This window comes from Mumia flava, assembly GCF_002797495.1.
GTDB lineage: Bacteria > Actinomycetota > Actinomycetes > Propionibacteriales > Nocardioidaceae > Mumia > Mumia flava.
Genome location: NZ_PGEZ01000001.1, coordinates 883654 through 909741, shown reverse-complemented (window position 1 = coordinate 909741; position 26088 = coordinate 883654). Strand labels below are relative to the sequence as shown.

The following is a 26088-nucleotide window of genomic DNA, read 5'->3' as shown; positions in this document are numbered from 1 at the left end:
GACCCGGACCGCCAGCCACCCCTCGCACCACCCACGAACCCAGCACCACCACCGCGAATCCCACCGAAAGGAACGCCATGCCGGCCGCGATCGAAGTACGCAAGGTCCCGATCCACTCCGTCGCCGACGCGAGCGAGCTCGAGAAGCTCATCGATGACGGCGTCCTCGAAGCCGACCGCGTGATCGCGATCATCGGCAAGACCGAGGGCAACGGCGGGGTCAACGACTACACCCGGATCATCGCCGACCGCGCCTTCCGCGAGGTCCTGGTGGCCAAGGGCACGCGCAGCGACGAGGAGGTCAAGCAGGTCCCGATCGTGTGGTCCGGCGGTACCGACGGCGTGATCAGCCCGCACGCGACGATCTTCGCGACGCTCCCCGAGGGCGCAGCAGAGCCGACGGACGAGCCGCGGCTGTCGGTCGGGTTCGCGATGAGCGAGCAGCTGCTGCCCGAGGACATCGGCCGCACGCCGATGGTCGAGAAGGTCGCGGACGCGGTCAAGGTCGCGATGGAGCGCGCCGGGATCACCGACGCGGCCGACGTGCACTACGTCCAGACGAAGACGCCGCTGCTCACGATCGACACGATCCGCGACGCGAAGTCGCGTGGCAACACGGTCTGGACCGAGGACACCCTCGCGTCGATGGATCTCTCGAACGGCACCACCGCGCTCGGCATCGCCGTCGCGCTGGGCGAGATCGAGATGCCGACCGACGCCGACGTGATGCACGACCGCACGCTCTACTCGTCGGTCGCGTCCTGCTCGTCGGGTGTCGAGCTCGACCGCGCGCAGGTCGTCGTGGTGGGCAACGTCCGCGGCATCGGCGGCAAGTACCGGATCGGTCACGGCGTCATGGACGACGCGCTCGACTCCGACGGCATCTGGGACGCGATCCGCTCCGCCGGTCTCGAGCTGCCCGAGCGCCCGCACACCTCGGACCTCGACGGCCGGCTGGTCAACGTGTTCCTCAAGTGCGAGGCGAGCCAGGACGGCATGGTCCGCGGGCGCCGCAACGCGATGCTCGACGACTCCGACGTGCACTGGCACCGCCAGATCAAGGCCGCGGTCGGCGGCGTCACCTCGGCGGTGACCGGCGACCCGGCGGTGTTCGTGTCGGTGTCGGCGGCGCACCAGGGTCCCGACGGCGGCGGCCCGGTCGCCGCGATCATCGACGCCAGCTGACGCCGTCGCGGGCCACCCTCGCCAGAATCCGCCGGGGGCAGTCTCCGTAGCCGGCTACGCAGACCGGCACCGGGCTGGGACGGTTTCCCCAGCCAGGTGGCGGTCTGCGTCGCCGGGTGGCCCGTCGGCGGACGCATGACCGGCCCCGGGCGGGGCCGTGAGGACCGCGCGCGGGAATCAGCCGAGCAGCGCCGCCACCGTGGCCGCAGGGTTCTCGACGGCGGGGGAGTGCGCGGCGTCCGGGACCACGACGACGGTCGTACGCAGCCGCGCGGCCATCGCGTCCTGCGACGCGTGCGGCCATGCGTCGTCGTCGGCTCCGCGGACGACCGCGACCGGCACCCCGGTCGCCGCGAGCGCATCGATGCGATCCTCGGCGTCCAGCAGGTGCTCGGCGATCGCGCACAGCGAAGAGGCGTCGCTCGCCAGGAACCGCCGCTCGAGGAAGGCGAGGATCTCGGCGGGCTCGGTGCTGTCGGCGTTCTGCACGTCGAACACCGCCTTCAGGCCGACGACCGGCACCGCCTGGAGGAACAGCCGCAGCTCCTTCGGCCTCGCCTCCAGATCCACCGCGTGCTCGGCCACGCCCGGCAGGGTGAACCCGCCCGGCCCGCTGCACAGCAGCGTCAGGCCCAGCCACGCCGACGCGTCCAGGAGCACCGCGCGCTGCGCGACCAGGCCGCCGAACGAGTGCCCGACCACCGCGGAGGGCCCGTACGGCCACAGCGCCTCGCGAAGCGCGAGCGCGTCCTCGGCGAAGTCGTCGAGCCCGTACGCGGCGCCGTCGCCGGGCGTCTCGAACTGCCCGCGCTGGTCGTACGCGCAGGTGTGCCAGCCCGCGGCCGCGAGCAGCGGCAGGATCGGCGTGAAGTCCTCCTTGCTGCCCGTGAACCCGGGGATCAGCAGGAGATGACCGCGGTGCGTGACGCCGTCGGGCACCGCCGCCTCGTGCAACGCGAAGGCGCCGCGGTCGGTCGGGACCGTACGCGCGGTCACGCCGGCGGGGGTCTCCAGCGTCCGCGGCGTGCTCACTCGGCGACCTTCCGCCCACGCTTCGCCATCGCCGCGACGAGCTTCGCGGGGGCGTACTGGGCGACGGTCGCGAGCACCTTGTACTTCGCCGTCGGGATCGACAGCGGCTTGCCCTTGCCGAGGTCCGCGAGGGCCTCGCGGACGTTCTCCTCGACCGTCGTCCACATCCAGCCCGGCACGTCGCTCGGGTCGACTCCCATCCGCTGGTGGAACTCGGTCCGCACGAAGCCCGGGCACATCGCCGTGGTGGTGACGCCCTCGGCGGAGTAGCGGATGTTCATCCACCGGCTGAGGTTCACGATCCACGCCTTGTGTGCGGAGTACGTGCCGCGCGGCGTGAACGCGGCGACGCTCGCGACGTTGAGGATCCGACCGGATCCGCGCGGGCGCATCACGTCCAGAGCCGCCGCCATCAGGTCCATCGGCGCCTGCACCATCAGGGTGAGCTGGGCGTTCTCCGCCTCGATGTCGGTGTCGCCGAAGAACTTCCCGATCGAGGAGCCCGCGTTGTTGACGAGCACGTCGATCTCGTACGTCCGGACCGCCGCCGCGACGCGGGCGATCCCGTCGGTCGTCGACAGGTCGGCGGCGACGATCTTGACGCTGCGACCGCCGGCACGCAGGTCGGTCGCGATCGAGGAGAGGCGTTCGGCGTTGCGGGCGACCAGGACGAGATCGTGCCCGCGCGCGGCGAGCTGGCGGGCGAACTCCAGGCCGAGTCCCGACGTGGCTCCGGTCACGAGTGCGAGTGGCATGGGCAGATCCTCGCAGATCGGGAAGAATGGTCGCCGTGACCTCTCGCACGTCACCGGACGGACCCCGCGTGCTCGCCGTCGCGAACCAGAAGGGCGGCGTCGCGAAGACGACCACGGTCGCCTCCCTCGGAGCGGCGCTCGCGCAGCGTGGCCGGCGTGTGCTGCTGGTCGACCTCGACCCGCAGGCGAGTCTCACGTTCTCCCTCGGCGTCGACCCGGAGGACCTCGACGTCGCGGTCGGGGACGTGCTGCTGGGCGAGAAGGACGCCGGTGACGCGATCGTGGTCGCCGAGGAGGCGGTCCACCTGCTGCCGTCGACGATCGACCTGGCCCGCGCGGAGGAGTCGCTCGCGTCCCGGACCGGCCGCGAGCACCGGCTTCGGGCCGCGCTGCAGGGCGTGCTCGACGACTACGACTGGATCCTGCTCGACTGCCCGCCGTCGCTCGGTGTGCTCACCGCCGCCGCCCTGACCGCGGCCACCGACCTGCTGATCCCGCTCCAGTGCGAGACCCTGGCGCACCGCGGCGTCGGTCAGCTGCTCGACACCGTCCACGACGTCCGCGCCTACACGAACCCGGACCTGACGGTGCTCGGCGTCCTCCCCACCTCGTACGACGGGCGCACGCGGCACGCGCGGGCGGTGCTGGAGGCGATCACCGAGAGCTACGACCTCGAGGTGCTCGAGCCGCCGATCCCGCGCTCGATCCGCTTCGCCGAGGCCCCGGCGTACGGGTTGTCGATCCTGCAGACCGCGACGAACCACCGCGGTGCGCAGGCGTACCGCGACGTCGCCGACCGCCTGCTGGCGTGACCCGCGTCGCGGGCGCGGAGCCCGGTGCGCCGTTCGGGCAACCGGGGGTGTCACGAAGGGACCGGCACCCTCTAGTCTGGGGCAGGTGCCCAGTCGTGATCGTCCCGTGACCTCCGAGGGTCGCGGTCGGACGTCCGGTCGGCACACCCACGTCCGTCGCCGGGCTCGCCCCGGGCGCGCCTTGGCCTTCGTGCTCCTCGGGGCGCTGCTGGCCGCTGGTGTGCAGGCGACGAGCGCGACCGAGCGGATCACGGCGTGGGCTCCGATCGGGGCTCCCGCGGCCGAGGAGGGCGCCGTCGCGGCCGGGGCGGAGCCGGTCACGCGCAGCGACGAGTCGGCCGGCCCGTCGACGGGCGAGACCGGGCTCGCCTCCCCGCCGCCCACCACGGCTGCTCCGAGCGACGCGCCGCCACCGGAGGCGCAGACCGTGCCGCTCGACCGCCCGAGGACCACGAAGCGCGGCGAGCTGCTCGCCCCGAACGTCGCGCCCCCGGTGCCCGCGCGGTCGGGTACGGGGCGGCGCGTCGTGTTCTCGATGAGCGAGCAGCGGGTGTGGATCGTCGGGTCGGGCGGCCGTGCGCAGCGGACCTACCTGGTCTCGGGCAGCAGGTACGACAACCTGCAGCCCGGCCGGTACGAGATCTACTCGCGGTCGCGGCACGCCACGTCGTTCACGCTCTCGTCGACGATGGAGTTCTTCGTCCGGTTCACCCGGGGCCCCAACGCCGCGATCGGGTTCCACAGCATCCCGGTCTCGAACGACGGGACGCTGGTCCAGACGACACAGCAGCTCGGGACGGAGCTCTCCGCGGGATGCATCCGGCAGAGGCGCTCGGACGCGAAGGCGCTGTGGCAGTTCGCCGGCGTCGGGACGCGCGTCGTCGTGGTCGGCTGACCCGGACGCACGACGACCCGGCCCGCGCGGAGCGGACCGGGTCGTACGGGGTGGAGCGACCTGCTACTCGGCAGAGCCTGCGGCAGCGTCGGAGGTGACGGCGGCCGCGTCACCGCCCGACGAGGGGGCCTCGCCGTTCGCCGCACCGGACGGACGGCGGCGACGACGGCGGCGACGGCGCGTCTGGCCGCCCTCGCCGTTCGCGGCGCCCGACTCCGGCGAGCTGCCGTCCTGCACGGGCGCAGCAACCTCGGCCGACGGTGTCGCGTCGCCGGTCTCCGCCCGGTCGACGGGACGGCCACCACGCGTACGGCTGCGGCTGCGGTTGCGGGTGCGCTTCGGACGGTCCGAGCCACCGGCGGACCGGTCGCGGGACCCCTCGGAGCGCTCACGTTCCTTCGGGGGCGCGATCCGACCCTTGGCCTCGCTCGGGATCCCGAGGTCGTGGTAGAGCATCTCGGACGTCGAGTACGTCTCGACCGGCTCGTCGAACGGCAGGCCGAGCGTCTTGTTGATCGTCTTCCAGCGCGCGACGTCCGACCAGTCGACCAGCGTGATCGCGATGCCCGACTTGCCGGCGCGGCCCGTACGACCGATCCGGTGGACGTAGGTCTTGTCGTCCTCGGGGCAGGAGTAGTTGATCACGTGCGTGACGTTCTCGACGTCGATCCCGCGGGCGGCGACGTCGGTCGCGACGAGCGCGTCGATCTTGCCGTCGCGGAACCTCGCCATCGCCTTCTCGCGGGCGCCCTGCGCCATGTCGCCGTGCAGCGGCGCGGCGTTGAACCCGCGCTCGGCGAGGTCGTCGGCGAGGCGCTGCGAGGCACGCTTGGTCCGCGTGAACACGACGATCCGGCCCCGGTCCTCGGCCTGGAGGACGCGGGCGACGATCTCGGGCTTGTCGAGGTCGTGCGCCTGGTAGACGAACTGCGCGGTCGCCGGGACGGTCTGGCTGTCGCTGCTGGACTCGGCCCGGATGTTGACCGGGTGACGCATGTGGGTGCGCGCGAGGCTGACGATCGCGCCGGGCATCGTCGCCGAGAACAGCATCGTCTGCCGCAGCTCGGGCGTGCGGGCGATCAGCGCCTCGACGTCGGGGAGGAACCCGAGGTCGAGCATCTCGTCGGCCTCGTCCAGCACCAGCGACTTCACGTGGCTCAGGTCGAGCGCCTTGCGCTTGGCCAGGTCCAGCAGGCGGCCGGGCGTGCCGATCACGATCTCGACGCCGGTCTCCAGCGCCTCCAGCTGCGGCTCGTACGGCACGCCGCCGTACACGGTGAGCACACGCGCACCGCGCTTGGTGGAGGCGTCGGAGACGTCGCCGGAGACCTGGATCGCGAGCTCGCGGGTCGGGGCGACGATCAGGGCCTGCGGCTTGCCGGGCGCACCCAGCATCTCGAACTCGGGGTCGTGCGGGACGACGGTCCGCTGCACCACGGGGATGGCGAACGCGAGCGTCTTGCCCGTGCCGGTACGGGCCTGTCCGATCAGGTCGTTGCCCAGCAGCGCGATGGGCAGCGTCATCTCCTGGATCGGGAACGGGTGGGTGATGCCGAGGTCCGCGAGGGAGTCGGCGATCTCGGGAAGCACTCCCATGTCTTTGAAGGTCGTCAGGGGTCTACTCGTTCTCTGTGTCGATCGTGCCGCGCAGTCTTGTGGCGGCTTGGTCTCCTGGGGTCGCGCACCGGTGCTCGAGAGGCACGTGCGGCCCTCGGCGGGCCTCGGCGGCGACCGCGCGGCCCGGCGACTGAGATCGGTGGATCCACGCCTGGCACCTCCAGTCTATCGGGCGTGCCCTGACGTCGCGCCGCGCACCGCCCGGGCGGGCCGTTACAGTGCGCTCATGCCCGAGCACACGACACCCTCCGACGCTGCTGCCTCCGAGCTGGACGACCCGTCGTACCGCCGGGGTGTCGTCGAGCTGTTGGGTGTGCTGGCGTTCGGTGAGCTGTCGGCGTTCGAGCGGCTGGCCGAGGACGCGAAGCTCGCCCCGACGCTGCGCGACAAGGCGCACCTGGCCGAGATGGCGCTCGTGGAGATGCAGCACTTCGTCTCGTTGCGCGACCGGCTCGCCGAGCTGGGCCTCGACCCGTACGACGCGATGGCGCCGTTCGAGGCGACGTTCACCCGCTTCCACCTGCAGACGGCGCCGTCGGACTGGCTGGAGGGCCTCGTGAAGGCGTACGTCGGGGACGGTCTCGCGGCCGACTTCTACCGCGAGATCGCTGCGTTCCTGGACCTGGAGACGCGCACGCTCGTCCTCGAGGCGCTGGCGGACTCGGGCAACTCGGCGTTCGTGGTCGAGCGGGTCCGCGAGGCGATCGAGACGGACCCGAAGGTCGCGGGCCGGCTGGCGCTGTGGGGACGTCGTCTGATGGGCGAGGCCCTGAGCCAGGCGCAGGTGGTCGCCGCGGAGCACGACGGGCTGACGGCCGTCCTGGTCGGCGGTGCGGACGCCCCGAGCGGGATGGACCTGGCCTCGATCGGCCGGATGTTCACCCGGCTGACGGAGAACCACGCCGCTCGGATGGCGGAGCTCGGCCTCGACTCCTGAGGCTCGACCGAGACGTTCGACGACCGTCCGTCGCGCCTGGCCGACCGTTCGGCGATCCGCCCGTGCCGGTCGGTGACGGCCATCACAATGTCGTCGTACGTTGAGTGACGGCGTGATAGTCGGACGGAAGGTCGAAGGGTGAACTCACTCGTACTCATGCTGATCGGGCTCGCGATGTTCGCGGGCGGGTATCTGCTCTACTCCAAGTTCCTCGCGAACCGGATCTACCAGCTCGACGCGGCCTACCCCACACCGGCGCACGAGATGGAGGACGGGATCGACTACGTCCCGACCAACAAGTACGTCCTGTGGGGCCACCACTTCACCTCGGTCGCCGGCGCGGCACCGATCGTGGGCCCCGCGATCGCGGTGATCTGGGGCTGGCTGCCGGCGTTCCTCTGGGTCACCCTCGGCACCGTCTTCTTCGCCGGCATGCACGACCTCGGCTCGCTGTGGGCCTCGGTGCGCAACCGCGGACAGTCGATGGGCCTGCTGTCGGGGCGCTACATCGGCCCGCGTGGGCGCAACCTGTTCCTGGTCGTGATCTTCCTGCTCCTGCTCATGGTGATCGCTGCGTTCACGGTCGTCATCAAGAACCTGCTGATCAGCACGCCGAGCGCGGTGATCCCCGCCTGGGGCGCGATCGTGGTGGCGCTGATCATCGGGCAGATGATCTACCGCTGGAAGATGAACCTCGCGCTCACCACGGTGATCGGCGTGGTCGCGCTCTACGCGCTGATCCTGCTCGGCGACGCGTACCCGGTGGAGCTGTCCGACCCGATCCTCGGGATGTCGCCGGAGACCTTCTGGATCGTCGCGCTCTTCCTCTACGCCGGCATCGCGTCGCTGCTGCCGGTCTGGGTGCTGCTGCAGCCGCGCGACTACATCAACGGTGTCCAGCTGTTCATCGGTCTCGGCATCCTGTACGGCGCGGTGCTGCTCAGCGCCCCGGAGATCGTCGCCCCGGCGTACAACTCCGACGTGCCGGACGGTACGCCGGGCCTCGTACCGCTGTTGTTCGTGACGATCGCCTGCGGCGCGATCTCCGGCTTCCACGGCATGGTCTCGTCCGGGACGTCGTCGAAGCAGCTCGACTCCGAGAGCGACGCCCGGTTCGTCGGCTACTTCGGGGCGGTCGGCGAGGGCCTGCTGGCGCTCGGCGCGATCATGGCGACCACGGCCGGATTCGCGACGCTCGCGGACTGGGAGGCGGTCTACAGCGCCTTCGGCGAGGGCGGCGTCGGCGCGTTCGTCACCGGCGGCGGCGCGATCGTCGAGGCCGGGCTCGGGCTGCCCGCCTCGCTGAGCGCGACGATCCTCGCGACGATGGCCGTGCTGTTCGCGGCGACGACGATGGACACCGGCGTCCGGCTCCAGCGGTTCGTCGTCCAGGAGGCCGGCGACCTGTTCGGATGGAAGATCGGCAAGGGCGTCGCGACCGTGGTCGTGCTCGTGGTGGCGATGGGACTCACCTTCAGCCAGGGCGCCGCGGGCGAGGGCGGCCTGCGGATCTGGCCGCTGTTCGGCACGACGAACCAGCTGCTGGCGTCGTTGACGCTGTCGATCGTCGCGGTCATGCTGCTGCGCAAGCGGCGCAACCCGTGGCCCGCGCTGATCCCGCTGGCGTTCGTCTTCGTGATGTCGTTCTACGCGGCGCTGGTCCAGCTCGGCGACCTCCAGGAGGCCGAGGACTGGCTGCTGCTCGTGCTCGACGTGGTGATCATCGTGGCCGCCCTGTGGGTCGCGGTCGAGGCGCTGATGGCCATGAACAAGGCGCGGACCGAGCCGGCCGAGGAGGCCGACGCGGACCTGGCCGGCAGCTCCCGCGGCGACGGGTCGTGACGCGCGGGTGAGCGACGCGTCGTCCAGCGGTCCTGCAGGCAGTCGCCTGCGGGACCGCTGGTCCGCGTTCACCGCCGGCCTCCAGGAGTTCTACGCCGGCCCGTACCGCCGTACGTTCGCCCGTGCGCAGCGCGACGAGGACGATCTCTTCATGCTCGTCGTGCTCGCCGACGCCCTCGGGGTCCCGGATCCCGCCGCGTACCACTCCGTCGAGCTCGTCCCGGCGCTCTACCCGGAGTTCCACGCGTGGCATCGCCGGGCCGGGCTGGAGCGCTCGCCGTTGGAGCACGTCGGGTGCTGCTGAGACTGGCCGCCGAGCGGCGCGTCCTGTTCGTGGGCGGCAAGGGCGGCGTCGGCAAGACCTCCGTCGCCTCGGCCGTCGCGCTCGAGCGCGCTCGAGACGGCGGCCGCGTGCTGGTGGTGTCCACGGACCCGGCGCACAACCTCGGTCACCTCTGGGACCGCCCGCTGGGTGACGAGCCGACGACGGTGGTCGCGGTCGCCGACGGTGCGCGGGCCGGCGGCGGTGCCGCGCGGGTCGACGGCCGCGGCGGTGGCGTCGACGCGGTCGAGATCGACCCGGCGCGGACGGTGGAGACCCACCTCGCCGGGGTCCGCTCGACGATGCTGCGGCTGCTCCCCGAGCGGTTGCACGGCCAGGTCGAGCAGCACCTCGCGTTCGCGCGGGAGGCGCCGGGGACCTACGAGTCGGCGATCCTGGACCGGCTCGCCGAGTGCGTCGAGGCGGGCCTGGACGCGTACGACCTGGTCGTGGTCGACACCGCGCCGACCGGTCACACCCTGCGGCTGCTCGCCCTGCCCGCGCAGCTCACCTCGTGGACGGAGACGCTGCTCGCCAGCCGCGACCGTGCCGAGCGGTTCGGCGCGGCCGTGCGTGGCTTGGGCGGGCGCCGGGCGGCGGACGTCGACGTCGACGCCGAGCTGCGGCGGGTGCTCGTGCGGCGCCGACGGCGGTTCGCGACGTTGCGCGACGTGGTCGGGGACCCGGGGCGGACGTCGTTCGTGATCGTGGGCGTCGCCGAGCCGATGCCGGTCGCGGAGTCCCTCGCCCTCGACGCCGAGCTCGCCTCGCTGGGGGTCGACGTGAGCGCCGTCGTGGTCAACCGGCGCTCACCGGCTGACGCGGGCGAGCTGCTGGCGCAGCGACGCCGTGCGGAGGACCAGCAGCTGCGCGTCCTGCGAGCCGGCCTGGAGGCGGGGTCAGGAGCACGGGCCGGCGGCGGGCCGGACGTGGTCGAGCTGCCGCTGCTGGCCGGCGACCTCGTGGGTGAGCCGGGCGTGGCCGCGATCGGTGCGGCGATCCGGGCAGCGGGCTGACCACCCGGGGCGCGCCTCAGGTGTCGAAGCCGACCCGGCGGCCGCCCTCGCCGGAGAACTCCAGGTAGGCGACCTTCGCGACCGGCACGACGACGCTGCGTCCACGGTCGTCGGTGATCGCCAGCAGGCCGTCACCGTCCTGGGCCTGGCTGAACGCCTTGAGGATGTCCTCACGGCTGTCGCTGGTCTCCAGGGACAGCTCACGGGCCGAGTGCTGGACGCCGATCCGGATCTCCACGTCGTGCCTTTCTGCTGATGGGTGCGCCGCACGCTGCGCGACGCAGGTTCACGCTATCTCGCCCGGGTACGGTCGGGCACGGGCGTTCGCTGCCCGCGTACCGTCCGGGGCTCCTCGTCAGTCGTCGCCGGGCTCGTCGGTGCGGGGGAATCCCGAGATGCCGCGCCACGACAGCGCACTGACCATCGCGACCGCGTGCTCGCGGGAGAGCTCCGAGCTCTGGTCCAGCCAGTAGCGGGCTCCGACGTGCGCCATCCCGACGAGGCTGACCGCGAGGAGCTCCGAGGCGACCGGCGGAAGCTTCGTGTCGTCGTGGATCACCTCGGCGATCGCCTTGGCCGTCTCCTCGTTGACACGATCCACGCGTCGACGTACCTCGGGGTCGCTGGTGATGTCCGACTCGAAGACCAGCCGGAACGCCGCCTGGTCGCTCGCCACGTAGTTGTAGAACACCTCGATCGTGGCCTGGACGCGTTCTTTGTTGTCGTCGGTCGAGGCGAGTGCGTCGCGGACGGCGTCCACCACGGTGTCGCACGCCGAGTCGAGCAGGGCGAGGTAGAGCTCCAGCTTGCCCGGGAAGTGCTGGTACAGCACCGGCTTGCTGACGCCGGCCCGCTCGGCGATGTCGTCCATGGCCGCCGCGTGGTAGCCGTTGTCGACGAACACGCCGCGTGCTGCTTCGAGGAGCTGGGCCCGGCGGGCGCTGCGGGGGAGCCGTCCGCCGCGCGGTCGGTCGCTCGTGGTGGTCTCGCTCACAGAGTGATCGTACGCCGTTGCTACCGACGGGTACGTGCCCGGCTCGGGCGGCGTGGCGCCGTCGAGCGCCGCGTCCGAGGGGCGGACGGTCCGTCCGCGTCGCGGGACGGTCCCGGGCGGCTCGTGGGCGCCAGGCATCATGGAGAAGGCGGGAACAGGCCCGGGGGCGGCGTTGTTGACGCACTCGTGGCACCCGCCGTGCCGTACCCACCCAGACCCCGACCGAGGAGACGTCGTGGCACTAGCACCCCTGGTCGAGCCCGCTGACGAGCTGACCGTCGACGAGGTTCGCCGCTACAGCCGGCACCTGATCATCCCCGACGTGGGCATGGCCGGGCAGAAGCGGCTGAAGAACGCGAAGGTCCTCGTGATCGGCGCGGGCGGACTCGGCAGCCCGGCGCTGCTGTACCTCGCGGCGGCCGGCGTCGGCACGATCGGCATCGTCGAGTTCGACGAGGTCGACGAGTCGAACCTCCAGCGCCAGGTGATCCACGGCCAGAGCGACGTCGGCCGGTCCAAGGCCCAGTCCGCGAAGGACTCGGTCGCGGAGATCAACCCGTACGTCGACGTGGTCCTGCACGAGACCCGGCTCGACGTCGACAACGTGCTCGAGATCTTCGCCGACTACGACCTGATCCTCGACGGCACCGACAACTTCGCCACCCGCTACCTGGTCAACGACGCCGCGGTGATCCTCGGCAAGCCGTACGTGTGGGGCTCGATCTACCGCTTCGAGGGCCAGGTCTCGGTGTTCTGGGCCCAGGAGGGTCCCCAGTACCGCGACCTCTACCCCGAGCCCCCGCCGCCGGGCATGGTGCCGTCCTGCGCCGAGGGCGGCGTGCTCGGCGTGCTGTGCGCGTCGATCGGCTCGGTGATGGTCAACGAGGCGATCAAGATGATCACCGGGATCGGCGACCCGCTGATCGGCCGGCTGCTCGTCTTCGACGCGCTCGAGATGCGCTGGACCGAGCTGAAGATCCGCCGCGACCCGAACGGCGTCGTCCCGACCGAGCTGCTCGAGGACTACGAGGCGTTCTGCGGCGTGCTGTCCGACGACGCGGCGGAGGCCGCCGCCGACTCGACCATCTCCGTCGCCACCCTCGAGGGCTGGCTGAAGGAGCGCGAGGAGGGCAGCCGCAGCTTCGTGCTGGTCGACGTCCGCGAGCCCAACGAGTACGAGATCAACAAGATCCCGGGCTCGGTGCTGATCCCGAAGGGCGACTTCCTCGCCGGCAACGCGCTCGAGCAGCTGCCGCAGGACCAGCAGGTCGTGCTGCACTGCAAGTCGGGACAGCGCTCGGCCGAGGTGCTGGCGATCGTCAAGGGTGCCGGCCTCGAGGACGCGGTCCACGTCGGCGGCGGCGTCGTGGCCTGGGTGAACCAGATCGACCCGTCCCAGCCCGCGTACTGACCCCTCGCTGGTCGACCGGCGCCCTCGCTGGTCGACCGGCGCCCTCGCTGGTCGAGCCTGTCGAGACCACCACGGCCCCCGGACCCCACGTCCGGGGGCCGTGGTGCGTCCGGCGCCCCGTCGCCGCATGACAGGCTGACCCGGTGGACACGCACGACCCTTCCGACGCCGCCGACCCCGAGGCGTACGTCGAGGCCGTGCTGCGGATCGCCGAGTCGGTCCCGCCCGGCCGGGTCACGTCGTACGGGGTGGTGGCCGCCGCCGTCGGACGCGGAGGGCCGCGGCAGGTCGGCCGGGTGATGGCGACCTACGGGGCGGCCGTGCCGTGGTGGCGCGTGATCCGTGCCGACGGGACGGTGGCACCGGGATTGGAGCACCGGGCGCGCGAGCACTACCTCGAGGAGGGGACGCCGTTGCGTGGAGATCTCGACGGCCCGCTGCGGGTCGACGTGCGCGCCGCCGCCTGGGATCCCCTTCGCGCCGTGTGACGCGAGCGCCGTTCTTCCTGCTGCGCAACGGTCCTGACGTCACACAGCGGGAAGGGGTCGGCGCGTCTCCGCGAACTGTCAGCGGGCTCTGCTGGGATTGAGCCATGACCCCGCGGTACGTGCTCTCGCCCCCCTCGGAGCGTGCGGAGCGGCCGGAGCTCGACGAGCACCAGCAGGCGGTCGTCGATCACCCCGGGGGTCCGCTGCTCGTCCTGGCGGGGCCCGGCACCGGCAAGACCACGACGCTGGTGGAGTCGGTCGTCGACCGGATCGAGCGGCGGGGAGTCCCGCCGGAGCAGGTCCTGGTGCTCACGTTCAGCCGTCGCGCGGCCGACGAGATGCGGCAGCGGATCGCCGCACGGCTCGAGCGGACGGTCGCGACGCCGTTGGCGACCACGTTCCACTCGTTCTGCTACGGACTCGTGCGCGAGCTCCAGGACCCGAAGGACTACGCCGAGCCGATGCAGCTGCTGTCAGCTGCCGAGGCCGACCACCGGGTCCGCGAGCTGCTCGAGGGCGCGGCCGACGGAGTCCGCCACCCGTGGCCCGCGCGGCTGCTCCCGGCCTTGCGCACCCACGGCTTCGCCGTCGAGCTCCAGCGGCTGGCCGGCCGGGCCCGCGCCCTGGGTCTCGACCCGGTCGATCTCGCCACCACGGGCTCCGCGACGGGCCGTACGGACTGGGTCGCCGCAGCCCACTTCTTCGAGGAGTACCTCGACGTCCTCGACGCCCAGAACATGCTGGACTACGCCGAGCTCGTGCACCGTGCCCGGCTGGCGGTGGAGGATCACCGAGGCGAGCTGGCCGAGCGCTTCTCGTACGTCGTGGTCGACGAGTTCCAGGACACCGACCCGGCACAGGTCGCGCTGCTGGAGGCCCTCTGCGGGGGTGGCCGCGACCTCGTGGCGGTCGGTGATCCCGACCAGTCGATCTACGCGTTCCGTGGCGCCGAGGTCCGTGGGGTCTGGGAGTTCCCCGGGCGGTTCGCGGCCGCGGACGGTCGGCCGGCGCCGGTGCGGGCTCTCCGCCGCACGCGCCGGTTCGGGCCGCGCCTGCTCGCGGCGTCCAAGCGGGTCGCCGACAGGATCGGGCTCGGCACCCTGCCGCTCGAGGCCCGCGGGTTCCGCGACACGGTGCCGACCCCGGCCGCGCACCTCCGCGCAGGGGACGACGAGCTGTGGCTGGCGACGTTCACCGACCCGGCGGCCGAGGCCGAGCACGTCGCGCAGCTCCTGCGGCGCGCGCACCTCGAGGAGGGGACGCCGTGGGACGAGATGGCGGTCCTGGTCCGCGGCGGCGCCGCGATGGGACGTCTCCACCGTGCCCTGGTCGCAGCGGGCGTTCCGGTCGAGGTCGCCGGGTCGGAGGTGCCCCTCCGTGCTGAGCCCGCGGTCGGCGGGCTGCTCGCCGCGCTCGAGCTGGCCGTCACGCTGGCTGAGGAAGCCCGGCCCGACCCCGAGGCGGTCGAGGCTCTGCTGACCGGTCCGCTCGGCCACCTCGACGGCGCCGACCTCCGGGTGCTGTGCCGGGAGCTCAGACGGCGGGACGCGTTCGGCGACGACGGCGAGCGCCGTCCGCCCCGGCCGTCGACCGAGCTGCTCGTCGACGCCCTCGTCGAGCCCGGCGTCCTCGCGGGCCTGCGCGGCGGCAGGGTCGACGACGTCGCCCGTCGCGCACGCCGGGTAGCGGACCTGGTCCGTCGCTGCGCGACGCTGGTCGCCCAGCACGCCTCGCCCGAGGTCGTGCTGTGGACGCTGTGGCGTGGGACCGCGTGGGAGCGTCGTCTGCTCGACGCCACCGCGGCCGGCGGCGAGGCGGCCGCTGCGGCCCATCGCGACCTCGACGCGGTCGTCGCCCTGTTCGCGCTGGCCGCGCGGTCCGAGGAGACCCAGCGCCGCCGCCGCGTCGGTGCGTTCCTGGACGAGGTCCGTCACCACGAGGTCCCTGCTGACTCGCTGCCCGAGCGCGGCCGCCGCGGCTCCGTGGTGAGCCTCCTCACAGCACACCGCGCGAAGGGTCTCGAGTGGCCCCTCGTGGTCGTCGCCGGGGTGCAGGAGGGCGTCTGGCCGGACGTGCGGCACCGCGGGAGTCTCCTCGCCGCCGAGCGGTTGGGAGGGCTCGAGCACGGCGCCGAGCTGCGAGGGCCGACGAGTCACGTGGAGCTGTTGGCGGAGGAGCGCCGCCTGTTCTACGTCGCGATCACCCGCGCGCGACAGCGGCTCGTCGTGACGGCCGTCGAGAGCATCGATCCCGAGGGCGACCAACCGTCTCCGTTCCTCGACGACCTGCGCCCGCTCGCGTCCCGCGCGCCGGCACACCCCGTGCGCCGCCCGGATCGCCCGCTCTCCTTGCGTGGGGTGGTCGGGGAGCTCCGTCGCCTCGCGCAGGAGGGTGCGACCGCGGCAGTCCGTGACGGCGCGGCTCGGCGTCTCGCCGAGCTCGTCGAGAGCGGTGTCGACGCGGCGGCAGGGGCTGACCCCGCGACCTGGTGGGGACTGCGCGAGCCGACCGAGAGCGACGCCCAGGTCCGTCCGGCCGGTGACCCGATCGTGCTCTCCGGCAGCACGTTGGACGGCATCGTCTCGTGCCCGCTGTCCTGGTTCCTGGGGCACGAGGCCCGCGGTGAGACCACGAGCACGACCGCCCAGGGGTTCGGGCTGCTCGTCCACGCCCTGGCGGCCGACGTGGTCCGAGGGGAGTCGGCAGCGGACCCGGCCGCACTGGACGCGACCTTGGATGCGGTCTGGGACCGGTTGTCGTTCGCCGCCGGGTGGGTCTCGGCTCGCGAGCGCGAGGAGGCGCGGACGGCGATCCGTCGTTTCGCGCTCTGGCACCATGCCCAGCAGGAGGCCTCCGCTCGCCGCCCGATCGCGGCCGAGCACGAGTTCCGGGTCCGGTTGGCCGTGGGCGACGAGCGGGTCGTGCTGCGCGGGTCGATGGACCGCGTGGAGGTGGACGCGGCCGGGCTGGTGCACGTCGTCGACTTCAAGACCGGCCGTTCTCCCGTGAGCGGGGCCGAGCTCGCCGAGCACGCGCAGCTCGGCGTCTACCAGCTGGCGGTCGAGCACGGCGCCGCCGACGAGCTGCTCGGTGGTCCTGCCGACGACGCCGGGGAGGTGGCGGGAGACCCCACCGACGCCGAGGCCGCTGCGTTCAGCGGAGGTGCGGAGCTCGTCCAGCTGCGGGTCCCGGCATCGACCCGCGACCTCGAGCACCCGAAGGTGCAGCCGCAGGATGCGCCTCACCCCGACGAGCCGTTCTTCGCGCTCGAGCTCCTCGAACGTGCCGTCCGTACGGTCCGCGAGGAGGAGTTCGTGGCGACGCCGAGCGAGCGAGCCTGCCGGTTCTGCACGTTCAGGCGATCCTGTCCGGCGAAGGTCGAGGGCACGACGGTCCTGTCGTCCGGAGGCGGTGCGACCGGCCGTCGGGGCGGTACGGCCGGTCCGGGCACCGGTGCCGACGGGGCCGAGGAGGCGACCGCGTGACGAAGCCCCTGCTCCGCGACACCACCGATCTGTGCCGTGTGCTCGACATCCCGTTCTCGTCCGAGCAGCTCGAGGCGATCACCGCGCCCGTCGATCGTCCGTCGGCGATCATCGCCGGCGCCGGCTCCGGCAAGACGACCGTGATGGCAGCCAGGGTGGTGTGGCTGGTCGGTCACGAGGGGATCGACCCCGGTGCGGTCCTCGGGCTGACCTTCACCCGCAAGGCCGCGAGCGAGCTCGGTCACCGGGTGCGTGGAGCGCTGAGTCGGCTCGCCGACGAGTCGGGGGTGCGCGGTCTGATGGACGAGGGCGGCGAGCCGGTGGTCTCCACCTACCACGCGTACGCCGGGGACCTGATCTCCGAGTACGGCCTCCTGCACGGACACGAGCCGGACGTCCGGATCAGCACCGACGCATCCCGGTTCCAGCGCGCCTACCGCGCGATCGCGAGCTACCCGGGCCCGCTCGCGTACGCATCGACGTCGCTGCCCGACCTCGTGGCGGACGTTCTCGCGCTGGACGGGCAGATGGCCGAGCACCTCGTGACGGCGGCGGACGTGCGGTCCTTCGACCGGCAGCTCCGCGACGACGTCGAGCGGACGACCGCCGAGATCCGACGGGTCAGGCTGCACGACGAGATCGTCGCGGCCGCCCACCGACGCGACGAGCTGGTCGCGCTGGTCGAGCGCTACCGCGCCGCCAAGAACGACGCCGGTGTCGTCGACTTCTCCGACCAGATGGAGCGGGCCGCGCGGCTGGCGCTCGGCTGCCCCGAGGTGTCGCAGAGCCAGCGCGACCGGTTCGCGGTCGTGCTGCTGGACGAGTACCAGGACACGTCGGTGGCCCAGCGCGATCTTCTCCAAGCGCTGTTCTCCGGATCCACCGTCGCGGACGGTCGTGGTCACCCGGTGACCGCGGTCGGCGACCCCTGCCAGGGGATCTACGGCTGGCGCGGCGCGGCGGCGAGCAACCTCCAGTCCTTCCTCGGCGACTTCCCGGCCGCCACGGCCTCGACCGAGCAGGCGTCAGCCGCTCCTGCCTGCCGCGAGTCCCTCGCCCACCCGCTGCACCTCCAGGTCAACCGCCGCAGCCGCGCGGAGATCCTCGACGTCGCCAACCGCCTCGCCCGCCCGTTCTACGCAGCGAACACCGACGTCCGCCCGTTGGCCGCTGCGCCCGACAGCGACGGCGGGGTCGTCCGCGCCGCGCTGCACCGGACGGTGGAGGACGAGGTCGGCTGGGTGGCCGACGAGGTGGTGGCCGCGCGGTCGGAGGTGCGACGGCAGGGTGCCGGCTGGTCGGAGATCGCGATCCTCGTCCGGACGCGCACCGAGATTCCGGCCCTGGTCGCGGCGCTCCGCGAGCGTGCGGTCCCGGTCGAGGTCGTCGGGCTGTCTGGGCTGCTGTCCCAGCCGGAGGTCGGTGACGTGCTGGCGGCGATGCGCGTCGTCGCGGACCAGACCGCCAACGCCGACCTCCTGCGGCTGCTCACCGGCCCGCGCTGGCGGATCGGGCCGCGCGACCTCGCCCTGCTCGGCACCCGGGCGCGCCGCCTCGCCGGGCGCCTCGACGTCGAACGCACGACGACGCTCGTCGAGGAGCTCGAACGCTCGGTGGCCGGCATCGACCCGACCGAGATCGTGTCGCTCGCCGACGCCGTCGACAGTCCCGACGACCCGCACGACCGGCTCGGCTACTCCGAGGAGGCACGGCGCCGGTTCGCCGAGGTCTCGACCACGCTGCGTGGTCTGCGGCGACGCGCGGGTGGTTCCCCGGTGGAGCTGGTCCGGCACACGATCTCGGCGCTCGGTGTCGACCTCGAGCTGATCGCGACGGGCGGCGCTGCGGCTCAGGTTGCCCGTGACAACCTCGCCGCGCTGATCGACGCGGTCGCCGACTTCGTCGCGGCCGAGCCCGCGGCGAGCCTGACCGCCGTCCTGGCCTACCTGGACGCCGAGGAGCGCTACAACGGCGGCATGGAGGTCGCGGCGCCGTCCGAGGCCGACGCCGTCAAGATCCTCACCGTCCACACGGCGAAGGGACTGGAGTGGGACGTCGTGTTCGTGCCCTTCCTGAGCGAGGGCGTCTTCCCCAGCGACCGAGCACGCTCGGCATGGCCGCGCAGCGCGAGGACGCTTCCTCACGACCTGCGCGGCGACTCCCACGACCTGCCCGCACTGGAGAGCCTCGACCGTGCCGGTCACGCTGCGTTCGCCACCGCGATGCGAGAGGACGCGCTGCTCGAGGAGATCCGGCTCGGCTACGTCGCGCTCACCCGCGCGCGGCACCTGCTCGTCACGAGCGGCCACCACTGGGGTCGCCGCCGGACGGTCCACGGGCCTTCGCCGTTCCTGCAGACGATCACGGACTGGCTGCGTGAGCAGGCGGGCGAGCCCGAGCTCTGGGTGCCGGCTCCCGAGGACGGCGAAGACAATCCCCTGCGCGCAGCACGGGCGGCGTTCGCGTGGCCGGCGCCCCTCGACGCCGAGGCCGTCGGATCGCGTCGGGAGGCTGCGCGGCGCGTGCGTGCCTGGATGTCTGCGCGGGCGCCGGGGGACACCGACGCCGACTCGAAGGAGCCCGACCTCGTGCCCGCCTCGGTGACACCCCCGACCGACGCCGACGTCGAGCCCTCCCATGCAGCCGACGACGCCGAGCAACGCGAGCTGCGTCGTCTGTCCGAGCTCGATGTCGAGATCGCTCACCTGCTCGCCGAGGCGAGGGCGGGGACCTCGGAGTTCCAGGAGGTCCCGGTTCCTGCGCGCCTGTCGACGACGGCGCTGATGGCGATGAACGCCGACCCGGACGGGTACGCCCGGACGCTCGCGCGCCCGCTTCCCCGGCCGCCCGCGCCGGCGGCCCGGTTCGGCACGCGGTTCCATGCGTGGGTCGAGGCGCGGTTCGGTCAGCAGGTGCTGCTCGCCGACGACGACCTCCCCGGCCGCGACGATCTCGACATCGCCGACGACGTGGAGCTCGCCGAGGTCGTGCGTGCGTTCGAGAGCGGGCCGCTGGCCGACCGCGTCCCGCACGTCGTCGAGGCCGCGTTCACGATCCGGCTCGCCGGTCAGACGATCAGCGGTCGCATCGACGCCGTCTACCGCACCGACGACGGATGGGAGGTCGTCGACTGGAAGACGAGCCGCTCCGCGCAGGCCGACCCGCTCCAGCTCGCCGTCTACCGCCTCGCCTGGGCAGAGATGCACGGCGTCCCGCTCGAGCAGGTTCGAGCTGCGTTCTGCTTCGTCCGGCTCGGCGAGCTCGTCTACCACCACGACCTCCCGGGTCGCGGGGACCTGGAGAGGATCGCGTCAGGCGCGGGCGTAGGGTCGGCGTCGTGACATCTGGCTTCACGTTCGCCGGCGGCGAGCACGACCGGCACTCCGAGCGGCGTGACCTCGAGTCCCTGATCCCTACGCTGCTCGCCGACCCGACGACCCGCGTCCTGGAGGTCGGTGGCGAGCACGTCGGGGTGGTCGGGACCGAGGACCCGACGCTGCGATGGCGCTCGCCCGCGGAGTCGCCCCGTGGAGAGGTGATCTACCTCGGCACGCTCGACGGGCTCGAGCACGTCGCGGTGATGGTCGATCGGGTCGCGTCGCCTGCGACGGCGCTGCGCCTGATCGCGGCCGACCTCGATCCGGCGCAGGCGCGGATGGCCGTCCACGCCGTCGGGATCGCCCAGTGGCACCGCACCCACCCGCGGTGCGCGCGGTGCGGGGAGCCGACGGATGCCGCGCAGGGAGGACACGTCCGGCACTGCCCCGTCTGCGGGGCCGATCACTTCCCACGCAGCGACCCGGCCGTCATCATGCTCATCACCGACGAGGACGACCGTGCGCTGCTGGGTCGCCGTCCGACCTGGCCGGACGGCCGGTTCTCCACGCTCGCGGGCTTCGTCGAGCCGGGCGAGACGCTGGAGGACGCCGTCCGTCGTGAGACCCACGAGGAGACCGCGGTCACGGTCGGCGACGTCTGGTACGCCAGCAGCCAGCCGTGGCCGTTCCCTTCGAGCCTGATGCTCGGGTTCTACGGCCGGGCGCTGAGCACCGACATCACCGTGGACGGCACCGAGACCGCTGATGCCCGGTGGTTCACCCGCGACGAGGTCACCGAGATGACCGCCGCAGGTGCGCTGTCGCTCCCGGGCATCGTCTCGATCTCACGCTGGCTGATCGAGGGCTGGCACGGCGGCCACGTCGAGGGCGCCTGGCGCTGACCCGGCGCCGTCCATCCCCGCCGGCCGTCGACGAACGACGATGACATCCGACCACGGGCGGGTTCGGATGCATCGACGCCCGTGGCGGCTGCTCGACGCCGGGCTCGGGTGTCAGCCCGAGATCAGGGCGAGCTGGTCCTTGACCTGCGCGAGCGACGGATTCGTCAGCGCCGAGCCGTCGGAGAAGACGAGGGTCGGGACGGTCTGGTTGCCCCCGTTGGCCTGCTCCACGATGAACGCCGAGTCGGGGTCCTGCTCGATGTCGACCTCGGCGAAGGTGATGCCCTCCTGGTTCAGCTGGCGCTTCAGCCGGTGGCAGTAGCCGCACCAGGGGGTCGAGTACATCGTGAACGTGGCCGACATTCCTGTCCTTCTCTCCAACTAGGGTGGTCGTCGACGCACAACGTCGCCGCCTGCCGAGCTTATTCCGCGTACGAGGAGGACCGTGCCCGCCGACGACCGATCAGCCGACTCCCTGCTGGAGGCGCTGGACCCGGAGCAGCGCGAGGTCGCCCTGGCCCTGCGGGGTCCCGTCTACGTGCTCGCCGGCGCGGGCACGGGCAAGACGCGGGCGATCACCCACCGGATCGCGTACGGCGTGGCCTCGGGGGTCTACAAGCCGACCGAGGTGCTGGCGGTCACGTTCACGAGCCGCGCGGCCGGCGAGATGCGCGGCCGGCTGCGCGCCCTGGGTGCCGACGGTGTGCAGGCCCGGACGTTCCACGCCGCCGCGCTGCGTCAGCTCGGCTACTTCTGGCCCCGGTTGTACGGCCACGCGCTGCCCGAGCTGATCGCGTCGAAGCTCCCGCTGGTCGCCGAGGCGGCGCGGCGGTGCCGGGTGCAGCCGGACTCTGCGCTGCTGCGTGACCTCGCGGGTGAGATCGAGTGGGCCAAGGTGTCGAACGTCCTCCCCGACGACTACCCGCGGCGTGCAGGGTCGGCCGGGCGTGGGCTCGACGCCGTCGATCCGGCGACGATCGCGCACGTGATGGCGGCGTACGAGGAGGTCAAGCGCGATCGCGAGCGGATGGACATGGAGGACATCCTGCTGTGCACCGCGTCCATGCTGGCCGACCACCAGGACGTCGCGGCGCAGGTTCGCCGCCAGTATCGCTGGCTCGTCGTGGACGAGTACCAGGACGTCAACCCGCTCCAGGCCACGCTGCTCGACCAGTGGCTCGGCGGGCGCGACGACGTCTGCGTCGTGGGCGACCCGCAGCAGACCATCTACTCGTTCGCGGGCGCGTCGCCGAGCCACCTGACCGACTTCCCCCGCCGCCACCCGGGGGCGAAGCGGATCGAGCTCGTCCGCAACTACCGTTCGACGCCGCAGGTGGTCGCGGCGGCCAACGCCGTGTTCACCCGCTCGCGCCGCGACGGTGTGGTCCTGCGGGCGCAGCGCGACGCGGGCGCGGAGGTGTCCTACACGCAGTTCGCCGACGAGGTCGCGGAGGCCGAGCAGGTCGCCGCCAGCATCCTGGCGCTCCGTGAGCGCGGGACGGCCCTGCGCGACGTCGCGATCCTGTTCCGGACCAACGCCCAGTCGGAGGCGTACGAGGAGGCGCTGGCCGCCCGCAACCTCGCGTACGTCGTGCGGGGCGTGGAGCGGTTCTTCGACCGTCCGGAGGTCAGGCAGGCCGTCACGCTGCTGCGTGGGCAGGCGCGCGGTGGCGTTCCGGCCGAGGACGGGCTGGTCGCCGAGGTTCGGGCGGTGCTCGGCTCGGCCGGCTACACCGAGCGCGCTCCGAGCAGCGGCGGAGCACAGCGCGACCGTTGGGAGTCGCTGCACGCCTTGGTGTCGATGGCGACCGACCTGGCCTCGGAGCGTCCGGACGCAGGACTCGCCGAGCTGGTCGAGGACCTCGAGCGCCGAGCGCAGCACGCCCACGCCCCGCTGGCCGACGGCGTCACCTTGGCGACCCTGCACTCCGCGAAGGGTCTGGAGTGGTCGGTGGTCTTCCTGGTCGGCGCGCAGGAAGGCACGATCCCGATCACCTACGCCCACGGGGACGCGGCGATCGAGGAGGAGCGCCGGCTGTTCTACGTCGGGGTGACGCGCGCGCGTGACCGGCTCGAGGTGTCCTGGGCGCAGGCCCGCAACCCCGGTGGCCGGGCGTCGCGGCGTCCGACCCGGTTCCTCGACGGTCTGCGTCCGCGCGATGCGGCCGAGGAGCGCGGTCCGGGTCAGCGTCGCGTGCGGCGCGAGCGCACCCTCGCCCGGTGCCGCAGCTGCGACACGGTGCTCTCGACCGGCGCGGAGCGCAAGCTCGGTCGGTGCCTCGACTGTCCGTCGACCTACGACGAGACGCTGTACGAGTCGCTGCGGCAGTGGCGAAGCGAGCAGGCGAGCGAGCAGCGGGTGCCGGCGTACTGCGTGTTCACCGATGCGACGCTCACGGCGATCGCCGAGGCTCGTCCGGGCGGTGAGGACGAGCTGTTGCGGGTCCCGGGAGTCGGGCGCGGCAAGCTCGCGAAGTACGGCGACGAGGTGCTGGCCCTGGTCGCCGACGGGGCGTCCTGACGGGGTGGCCGAAAAAGATCGCAACAAGGCCGATAATTGGTTTGCGCGCTGTCGAAGGGCAGGCGTACTGTCAGGGAACGTCAGCCCCAACGACTGAGAGAGGAGTGTGCGTCATGGAGATCTATGGTTCCAAGCCCGCCGCGTTCGTCGCCGCCGCAGGCACGTGTGCCATGACGCGCACGCGTACGGGCGCCGTCAAGCCGTTTTTCGGTTGGACGAACGTCCACGCCTTCCTCGACCCGGGGGCCGCTGCCCGGAGCTCTGTCCCATCGCCTTGACCCGATGAGACAGGACCTCACAGGCCGCGGAACCCGAACCGGGATCCGCGGCTTTTCTGTTGTCACCACCGCCGACACACCGCACCTCTCTCAGACCAGGAGAACCACCATGACCGCCGTGCTCGAGCAGCCGTCGCTCCGCACGATTCCCTGTCACGCCCACGACCCCGAGCTCTGGTTCGCCGAGTCGCCCGCCGACGTCGAAGCGGCCAAGGCTCTCTGCCTCGACTGCCCGATCCGCGCCGAGTGCCTGGCCGGCGCGCTCGACCGTGCCGAGCCCTGGGGGGTGTGGGGAGGACAGCTCTTCCTCAAGGGCACCGTGATCCCGCGCAAGCGGCCCCGCGGACGCCCGCGCAAGGACGCCGTCGCCTGAGGCGACGTCACGACGACCCGAGCGCGCGTGTGCGGCCGGACCGGCCGCGCGTGCGCTCGACCGAGAACAGAACAGGAGCACGACCGTGCTGAGCCGCATCGCGCGCAGCGCACAGCGGGCCGCGTACGGTGCCCGGATCCGGATCGCCCGGATCCTGTGACCGGACCGGCCGCCAAGCCCGAGTGCGGGCGCCCCGACTCCCGGGGCGCCCGCACTCGCACGTCCGGCGTGTCAGCCTGGTGACCCGACCTCGGCGATGCAGCGGTTCAGGTACCGCTGCTCGGGGATGCTCCGGGTCAGCCGTGCGGCGGCCTCGAACGACGCGAGCGCGCCGTCGCGGTCGCCGAGACGGAGCAGGAGGTGGCCGCGGACCGCGTGCGCGCGGTGGTTGCGCGGGTCGGTGACGTCGTCGAGGACGGCGAGCCCGGCCGCCGGGCCGTCGACCTCGGCGGTGGCGGTGGCCAACCCGATCGACGCCGCGGCCGAGGGCGCGATCTCGTCGAGCATCCGGTAGAGGACGACGATCTGCTCCCAGTCGGTCTGCTCGGCCGACGGCGCCTCGGCATGCACGGCCGCGATCGCGGCCTGGACCTGGAACGGCCCCACGTACCCGCGGGGGAGCGCGTCCTCGAGCAGGGCGACGCCTTCGGCGACGAGGCCGCGGTCCCATGCCGATCGGTCCTGGTCCTCGAGCGGGACGAGGTCGCCCGCTGCGTCGAGGCGCGCACCGGACCGAGCCTCGGTGAGCAGCAGCAGGGCGAGCAGCCCGGCGTTGTCGGGATCGCCGGGAAGAGCCGTGACGAGCGTGCGGGCGAGGCCGATCGCGGTCTCCCGCAGGGCGCTGTCCGTGGCGTCGGCGCCCTCGGTGCGCAGATGGCCCTGCGTGAACATCATCGACACGGCGTGCCGGACCGCGAGCACGCGCCCCGGGAGCTCGGCGACCGGTGGCGGCCGGAACCGTACGCCCTCCCGTGTCAGCGTCGCCTTCGCCCGGCTGATCCGCTGCGCCGTCGTCGCCTCCGGCACCGCGAACCCGTCGGCGATCTGCCGGGTCGTCAGGCCGCCCACGGCACGCAGGGCGAGCGCCACCTGCGAGGCCCGCGTCAGGCTCGGGTGACAGCAGAGGATCATGAGCGCGAGCGTGTCGTCGACGTCGGTCGTGGCGCCGGTCGTGGGGTCCGGGTCCGGCCGGACGTCCAGCTGAGCGGCGCGTTCCTCGCGGGCGCGGCGGCTCATCTCCTGCCGCTGCTGGTCGATCATGCGGCGCGAGGCCACACGGAGCAGCCAGCCGCGCGGGTCGGTCGGCAGCCCGTCGGCCGGCCACCGGTCCGCCGCTGCCATCAGCGCTTGCTGCGTCGCGTCCTCGCAGTCGTCGAAGTGCCCGTACCGGCGGGTGAGCGCGGCGAGGACGTGCGGCAGCTCGCGTCGCCACACGTCCTCGTACGCGCCCGCCGACGCGTCACCCGTCGGTGCGGTCACCGCTCATCACCGGGCGGAGCTCGACGGTCTCACCGGGTCCGCCGAAGCTCGCCGTGATCTCCTCGGCCCGCTCCTGGCTCTCGACGTCGATCAGGAAGAAGCCCGCGAGGTGTTCCTTGCCCTCGGCGTACGGGCCGTCGGTCACGACGCGGTCGCCGGCCGACCACCGGAACAGGCGGGAGCTCGCCGGGTCGCCCAGCGCCTCGGCGTGGACGAACTCGCCGCGCTCCACGAGCTCCTCCAGGGCGCTCTCGAACTGCTGGTTCAGGCGGTCGCGGGTCTCGGCGGGGAGCGCCCGGTGCTCCTCGATGAAGTCCGAGGTCGGGTGGCCCCACGGCTGCGGGTTGGACTGGATCAGGATCACGTACTTCATGGCTGTCTCCCTGGCGCTGGTCGGTACGGTCGGGGGCGCGCCCGCGCTCCCGTCA

At 72.7% G+C, this 26088-nt stretch carries 22 protein-coding genes; 14 read left to right on the top strand and 8 right to left on the bottom strand.

Annotated features, from left to right (window positions below):
- Positions 1-77: 77 nt before the first annotated feature.
- Positions 78-1184 (top strand): barbiturase, encoded by a 1107-nt coding sequence (gene bar / locus CLV56_RS04320; protein WP_039371103.1) that lies wholly within the window; start codon positions 78-80, stop codon positions 1182-1184.
- 177 nt (positions 1185-1361) lie between these two features.
- On the opposite strand, the gene CLV56_RS04315 is transcribed toward bar, so the two are convergent.
- Both CLV56_RS04315 and CLV56_RS04310 read right to left on the bottom strand, forming a co-directional pair.
- A complete protein-coding gene (locus CLV56_RS04315; RefSeq protein ID WP_039371100.1) occupies positions 1362-2216 on the bottom strand; it encodes an alpha/beta fold hydrolase in 855 nt (284 codons plus the stop codon).
- Positions 2213-2971 carry an SDR family NAD(P)-dependent oxidoreductase gene (locus CLV56_RS04310; protein ID WP_039371097.1) on the bottom strand — a complete coding sequence of 253 codons (759 nt, stop codon included), beginning with the start codon at positions 2969-2971 and terminating at the stop codon, positions 2213-2215. Before CLV56_RS04310 ends, CLV56_RS04315 begins: the two co-directional genes overlap by 4 nt.
- A gap of 35 nt (positions 2972-3006) precedes the next feature.
- Between CLV56_RS04310 and CLV56_RS04305 the strand changes: the two genes are divergently transcribed.
- A complete protein-coding gene (locus tag CLV56_RS04305; RefSeq protein ID WP_245857593.1) occupies positions 3007-3783 on the top strand; it encodes a ParA family protein in 777 nt (258 codons plus the stop codon).
- A gap of 85 nt (positions 3784-3868) precedes the next feature.
- Positions 3869-4678 carry a L,D-transpeptidase gene (locus CLV56_RS04300; RefSeq protein WP_157805059.1) on the top strand — a complete coding sequence of 270 codons (810 nt, stop codon included), beginning with the start codon at positions 3869-3871 and terminating at the stop codon, positions 4676-4678.
- 63 nt (positions 4679-4741) lie between these two features.
- Here the strand turns inward: CLV56_RS04300 and CLV56_RS04295 are convergent, their stop codons facing one another.
- Positions 4742-6274 carry a DEAD/DEAH box helicase gene (locus CLV56_RS04295; protein WP_245857590.1) on the bottom strand — a complete coding sequence of 511 codons (1533 nt, stop codon included), beginning with the start codon at positions 6272-6274 and terminating at the stop codon, positions 4742-4744.
- A gap of 247 nt (positions 6275-6521) precedes the next feature.
- On the opposite strand from CLV56_RS04295, the gene CLV56_RS04290 reads away from it, so the two are divergent.
- The 4 genes from CLV56_RS04290 to CLV56_RS04275 all read left to right on the top strand — a co-directional run bounded on the left by CLV56_RS04290 (position 6522) and on the right by CLV56_RS04275 (position 10412).
- On the top strand, positions 6522-7232 hold the full coding sequence (locus tag CLV56_RS04290) for a ferritin-like fold-containing protein (RefSeq protein ID WP_039371093.1): 711 nt from the start codon (positions 6522-6524) through the stop codon (positions 7230-7232).
- Between the two features lie 138 nt (positions 7233-7370).
- Positions 7371-9074 carry a carbon starvation CstA family protein gene (locus CLV56_RS04285; RefSeq protein ID WP_039371092.1) on the top strand — a complete coding sequence of 568 codons (1704 nt, stop codon included), beginning with the start codon at positions 7371-7373 and terminating at the stop codon, positions 9072-9074.
- A 7-nt stretch (positions 9075-9081) separates the two neighbouring features.
- On the top strand, positions 9082-9378 hold the full coding sequence (locus CLV56_RS04280) for a cory-CC-star protein (protein WP_211287975.1): 297 nt from the start codon (positions 9082-9084) through the stop codon (positions 9376-9378).
- Complete coding sequence (locus CLV56_RS04275) at positions 9369-10412, top strand: ArsA family ATPase (RefSeq protein WP_039371089.1); 1044 nt, start codon at positions 9369-9371, stop codon at positions 10410-10412. The genes CLV56_RS04280 and CLV56_RS04275 overlap by 10 nt, the downstream gene beginning before the upstream one ends.
- A gap of 16 nt (positions 10413-10428) precedes the next feature.
- On the opposite strand, the gene CLV56_RS04270 is transcribed toward CLV56_RS04275, so the two are convergent.
- Positions 10429-10650, bottom strand: a complete 222-nt coding sequence (locus tag CLV56_RS04270) for a DUF3107 domain-containing protein (RefSeq protein ID WP_039371085.1) — start codon at positions 10648-10650, stop codon at positions 10429-10431.
- 117 nt (positions 10651-10767) lie between these two features.
- Positions 10768-11406, bottom strand: coding sequence for a TetR/AcrR family transcriptional regulator (locus CLV56_RS04265; protein ID WP_039371164.1), 639 nt, complete (start codon positions 11404-11406; stop codon positions 10768-10770).
- A 235-nt stretch (positions 11407-11641) separates the two neighbouring features.
- On the opposite strand from CLV56_RS04265, the gene moeZ reads away from it, so the two are divergent.
- From moeZ to nudC, 5 genes are all read left to right on the top strand, one after another.
- A complete protein-coding gene (gene moeZ / locus CLV56_RS04260; protein ID WP_039371082.1) occupies positions 11642-12817 on the top strand; it encodes an adenylyltransferase/sulfurtransferase MoeZ in 1176 nt (391 codons plus the stop codon).
- Between the two features lie 143 nt (positions 12818-12960).
- Positions 12961-13305: an MGMT family protein gene (locus tag CLV56_RS04255; RefSeq protein ID WP_039371079.1), complete on the top strand. Its 345-nt coding sequence runs from the start codon at positions 12961-12963 to the stop codon at positions 13303-13305.
- A gap of 104 nt (positions 13306-13409) precedes the next feature.
- Positions 13410-16790, top strand: coding sequence for an ATP-dependent helicase (locus CLV56_RS04250; RefSeq protein ID WP_100414433.1), 3381 nt, complete (start codon positions 13410-13412; stop codon positions 16788-16790).
- The gene (locus tag CLV56_RS04245; protein WP_245857587.1) at positions 16787-20131 is read left to right on the top strand and encodes an ATP-dependent DNA helicase; all 3345 of its coding nucleotides are present in this window, start codon (positions 16787-16789) and stop codon (positions 20129-20131) included. Before CLV56_RS04250 ends, CLV56_RS04245 begins: the two co-directional genes overlap by 4 nt.
- On the top strand, positions 20128-21009 hold the full coding sequence (nudC, locus tag CLV56_RS04240) for an NAD(+) diphosphatase (protein ID WP_170224739.1): 882 nt from the start codon (positions 20128-20130) through the stop codon (positions 21007-21009). The genes CLV56_RS04245 and nudC overlap by 4 nt, the downstream gene beginning before the upstream one ends.
- Before the next feature lie 111 nt (positions 21010-21120).
- Here nudC and CLV56_RS04235 read toward each other — a convergent pair whose 3' ends face one another.
- Positions 21121-21372, bottom strand: coding sequence for a mycoredoxin (locus CLV56_RS04235; RefSeq protein WP_039370845.1), 252 nt, complete (start codon positions 21370-21372; stop codon positions 21121-21123).
- A gap of 82 nt (positions 21373-21454) precedes the next feature.
- Here CLV56_RS04235 and CLV56_RS04230 point away from each other — a divergent pair, with 82 nt between their 5' ends.
- Complete coding sequence (locus CLV56_RS04230) at positions 21455-23530, top strand: ATP-dependent DNA helicase UvrD2 (protein ID WP_039370848.1); 2076 nt, start codon at positions 21455-21457, stop codon at positions 23528-23530.
- Between the two features lie 387 nt (positions 23531-23917).
- The gene (locus CLV56_RS04225; protein WP_039370850.1) at positions 23918-24181 is read left to right on the top strand and encodes a WhiB family transcriptional regulator; all 264 of its coding nucleotides are present in this window, start codon (positions 23918-23920) and stop codon (positions 24179-24181) included.
- Between the two features lie 231 nt (positions 24182-24412).
- Here CLV56_RS04225 and CLV56_RS04220 read toward each other — a convergent pair whose 3' ends face one another.
- Both CLV56_RS04220 and CLV56_RS04215 read right to left on the bottom strand, forming a co-directional pair.
- A complete protein-coding gene (locus CLV56_RS04220) occupies positions 24413-25660 on the bottom strand; it encodes an RNA polymerase sigma factor (RefSeq protein WP_211287973.1) in 1248 nt (415 codons plus the stop codon).
- Positions 25641-26033, bottom strand: coding sequence for a YciI family protein (locus tag CLV56_RS04215; RefSeq protein ID WP_039370852.1), 393 nt, complete (start codon positions 26031-26033; stop codon positions 25641-25643). Before CLV56_RS04215 ends, CLV56_RS04220 begins: the two co-directional genes overlap by 20 nt.
- Positions 26034-26088: the final 55 nt, after the last annotated feature.

Bases quoted from the DNA above. Each gene is read 5' to 3' on its own strand.
- bar (WP_039371103.1), top strand. From the start codon at position 78: ATGCCGGCCGCGATCGAAGTACGCAAGGTCCCGATCCACTCCGTCGCC.
- CLV56_RS04310 (WP_039371097.1), bottom strand. From the start codon at position 2,971: ATGCCACTCGCACTCGTGACCGGAGCCACGTCGGGACTCGGCCTGGAG.
- CLV56_RS04295 (WP_245857590.1), bottom strand. From the start codon at position 6,274: ATGGGAGTGCTTCCCGAGATCGCCGACTCCCTCGCGGACCTCGGCATC.
- CLV56_RS04290 (WP_039371093.1), top strand. From the start codon at position 6,522: ATGCCCGAGCACACGACACCCTCCGACGCTGCTGCCTCCGAGCTGGAC.
- CLV56_RS04250 (WP_100414433.1), top strand. From the start codon at position 13,410: ATGACCCCGCGGTACGTGCTCTCGCCCCCCTCGGAGCGTGCGGAGCGG.
- CLV56_RS04235 (WP_039370845.1), bottom strand. From the start codon at position 21,372: ATGTCGGCCACGTTCACGATGTACTCGACCCCCTGGTGCGGCTACTGC.
- CLV56_RS04225 (WP_039370850.1), top strand. From the start codon at position 23,918: ATGACCGCCGTGCTCGAGCAGCCGTCGCTCCGCACGATTCCCTGTCAC.
- CLV56_RS04215 (WP_039370852.1), bottom strand. From the start codon at position 26,033: ATGAAGTACGTGATCCTGATCCAGTCCAACCCGCAGCCGTGGGGCCAC.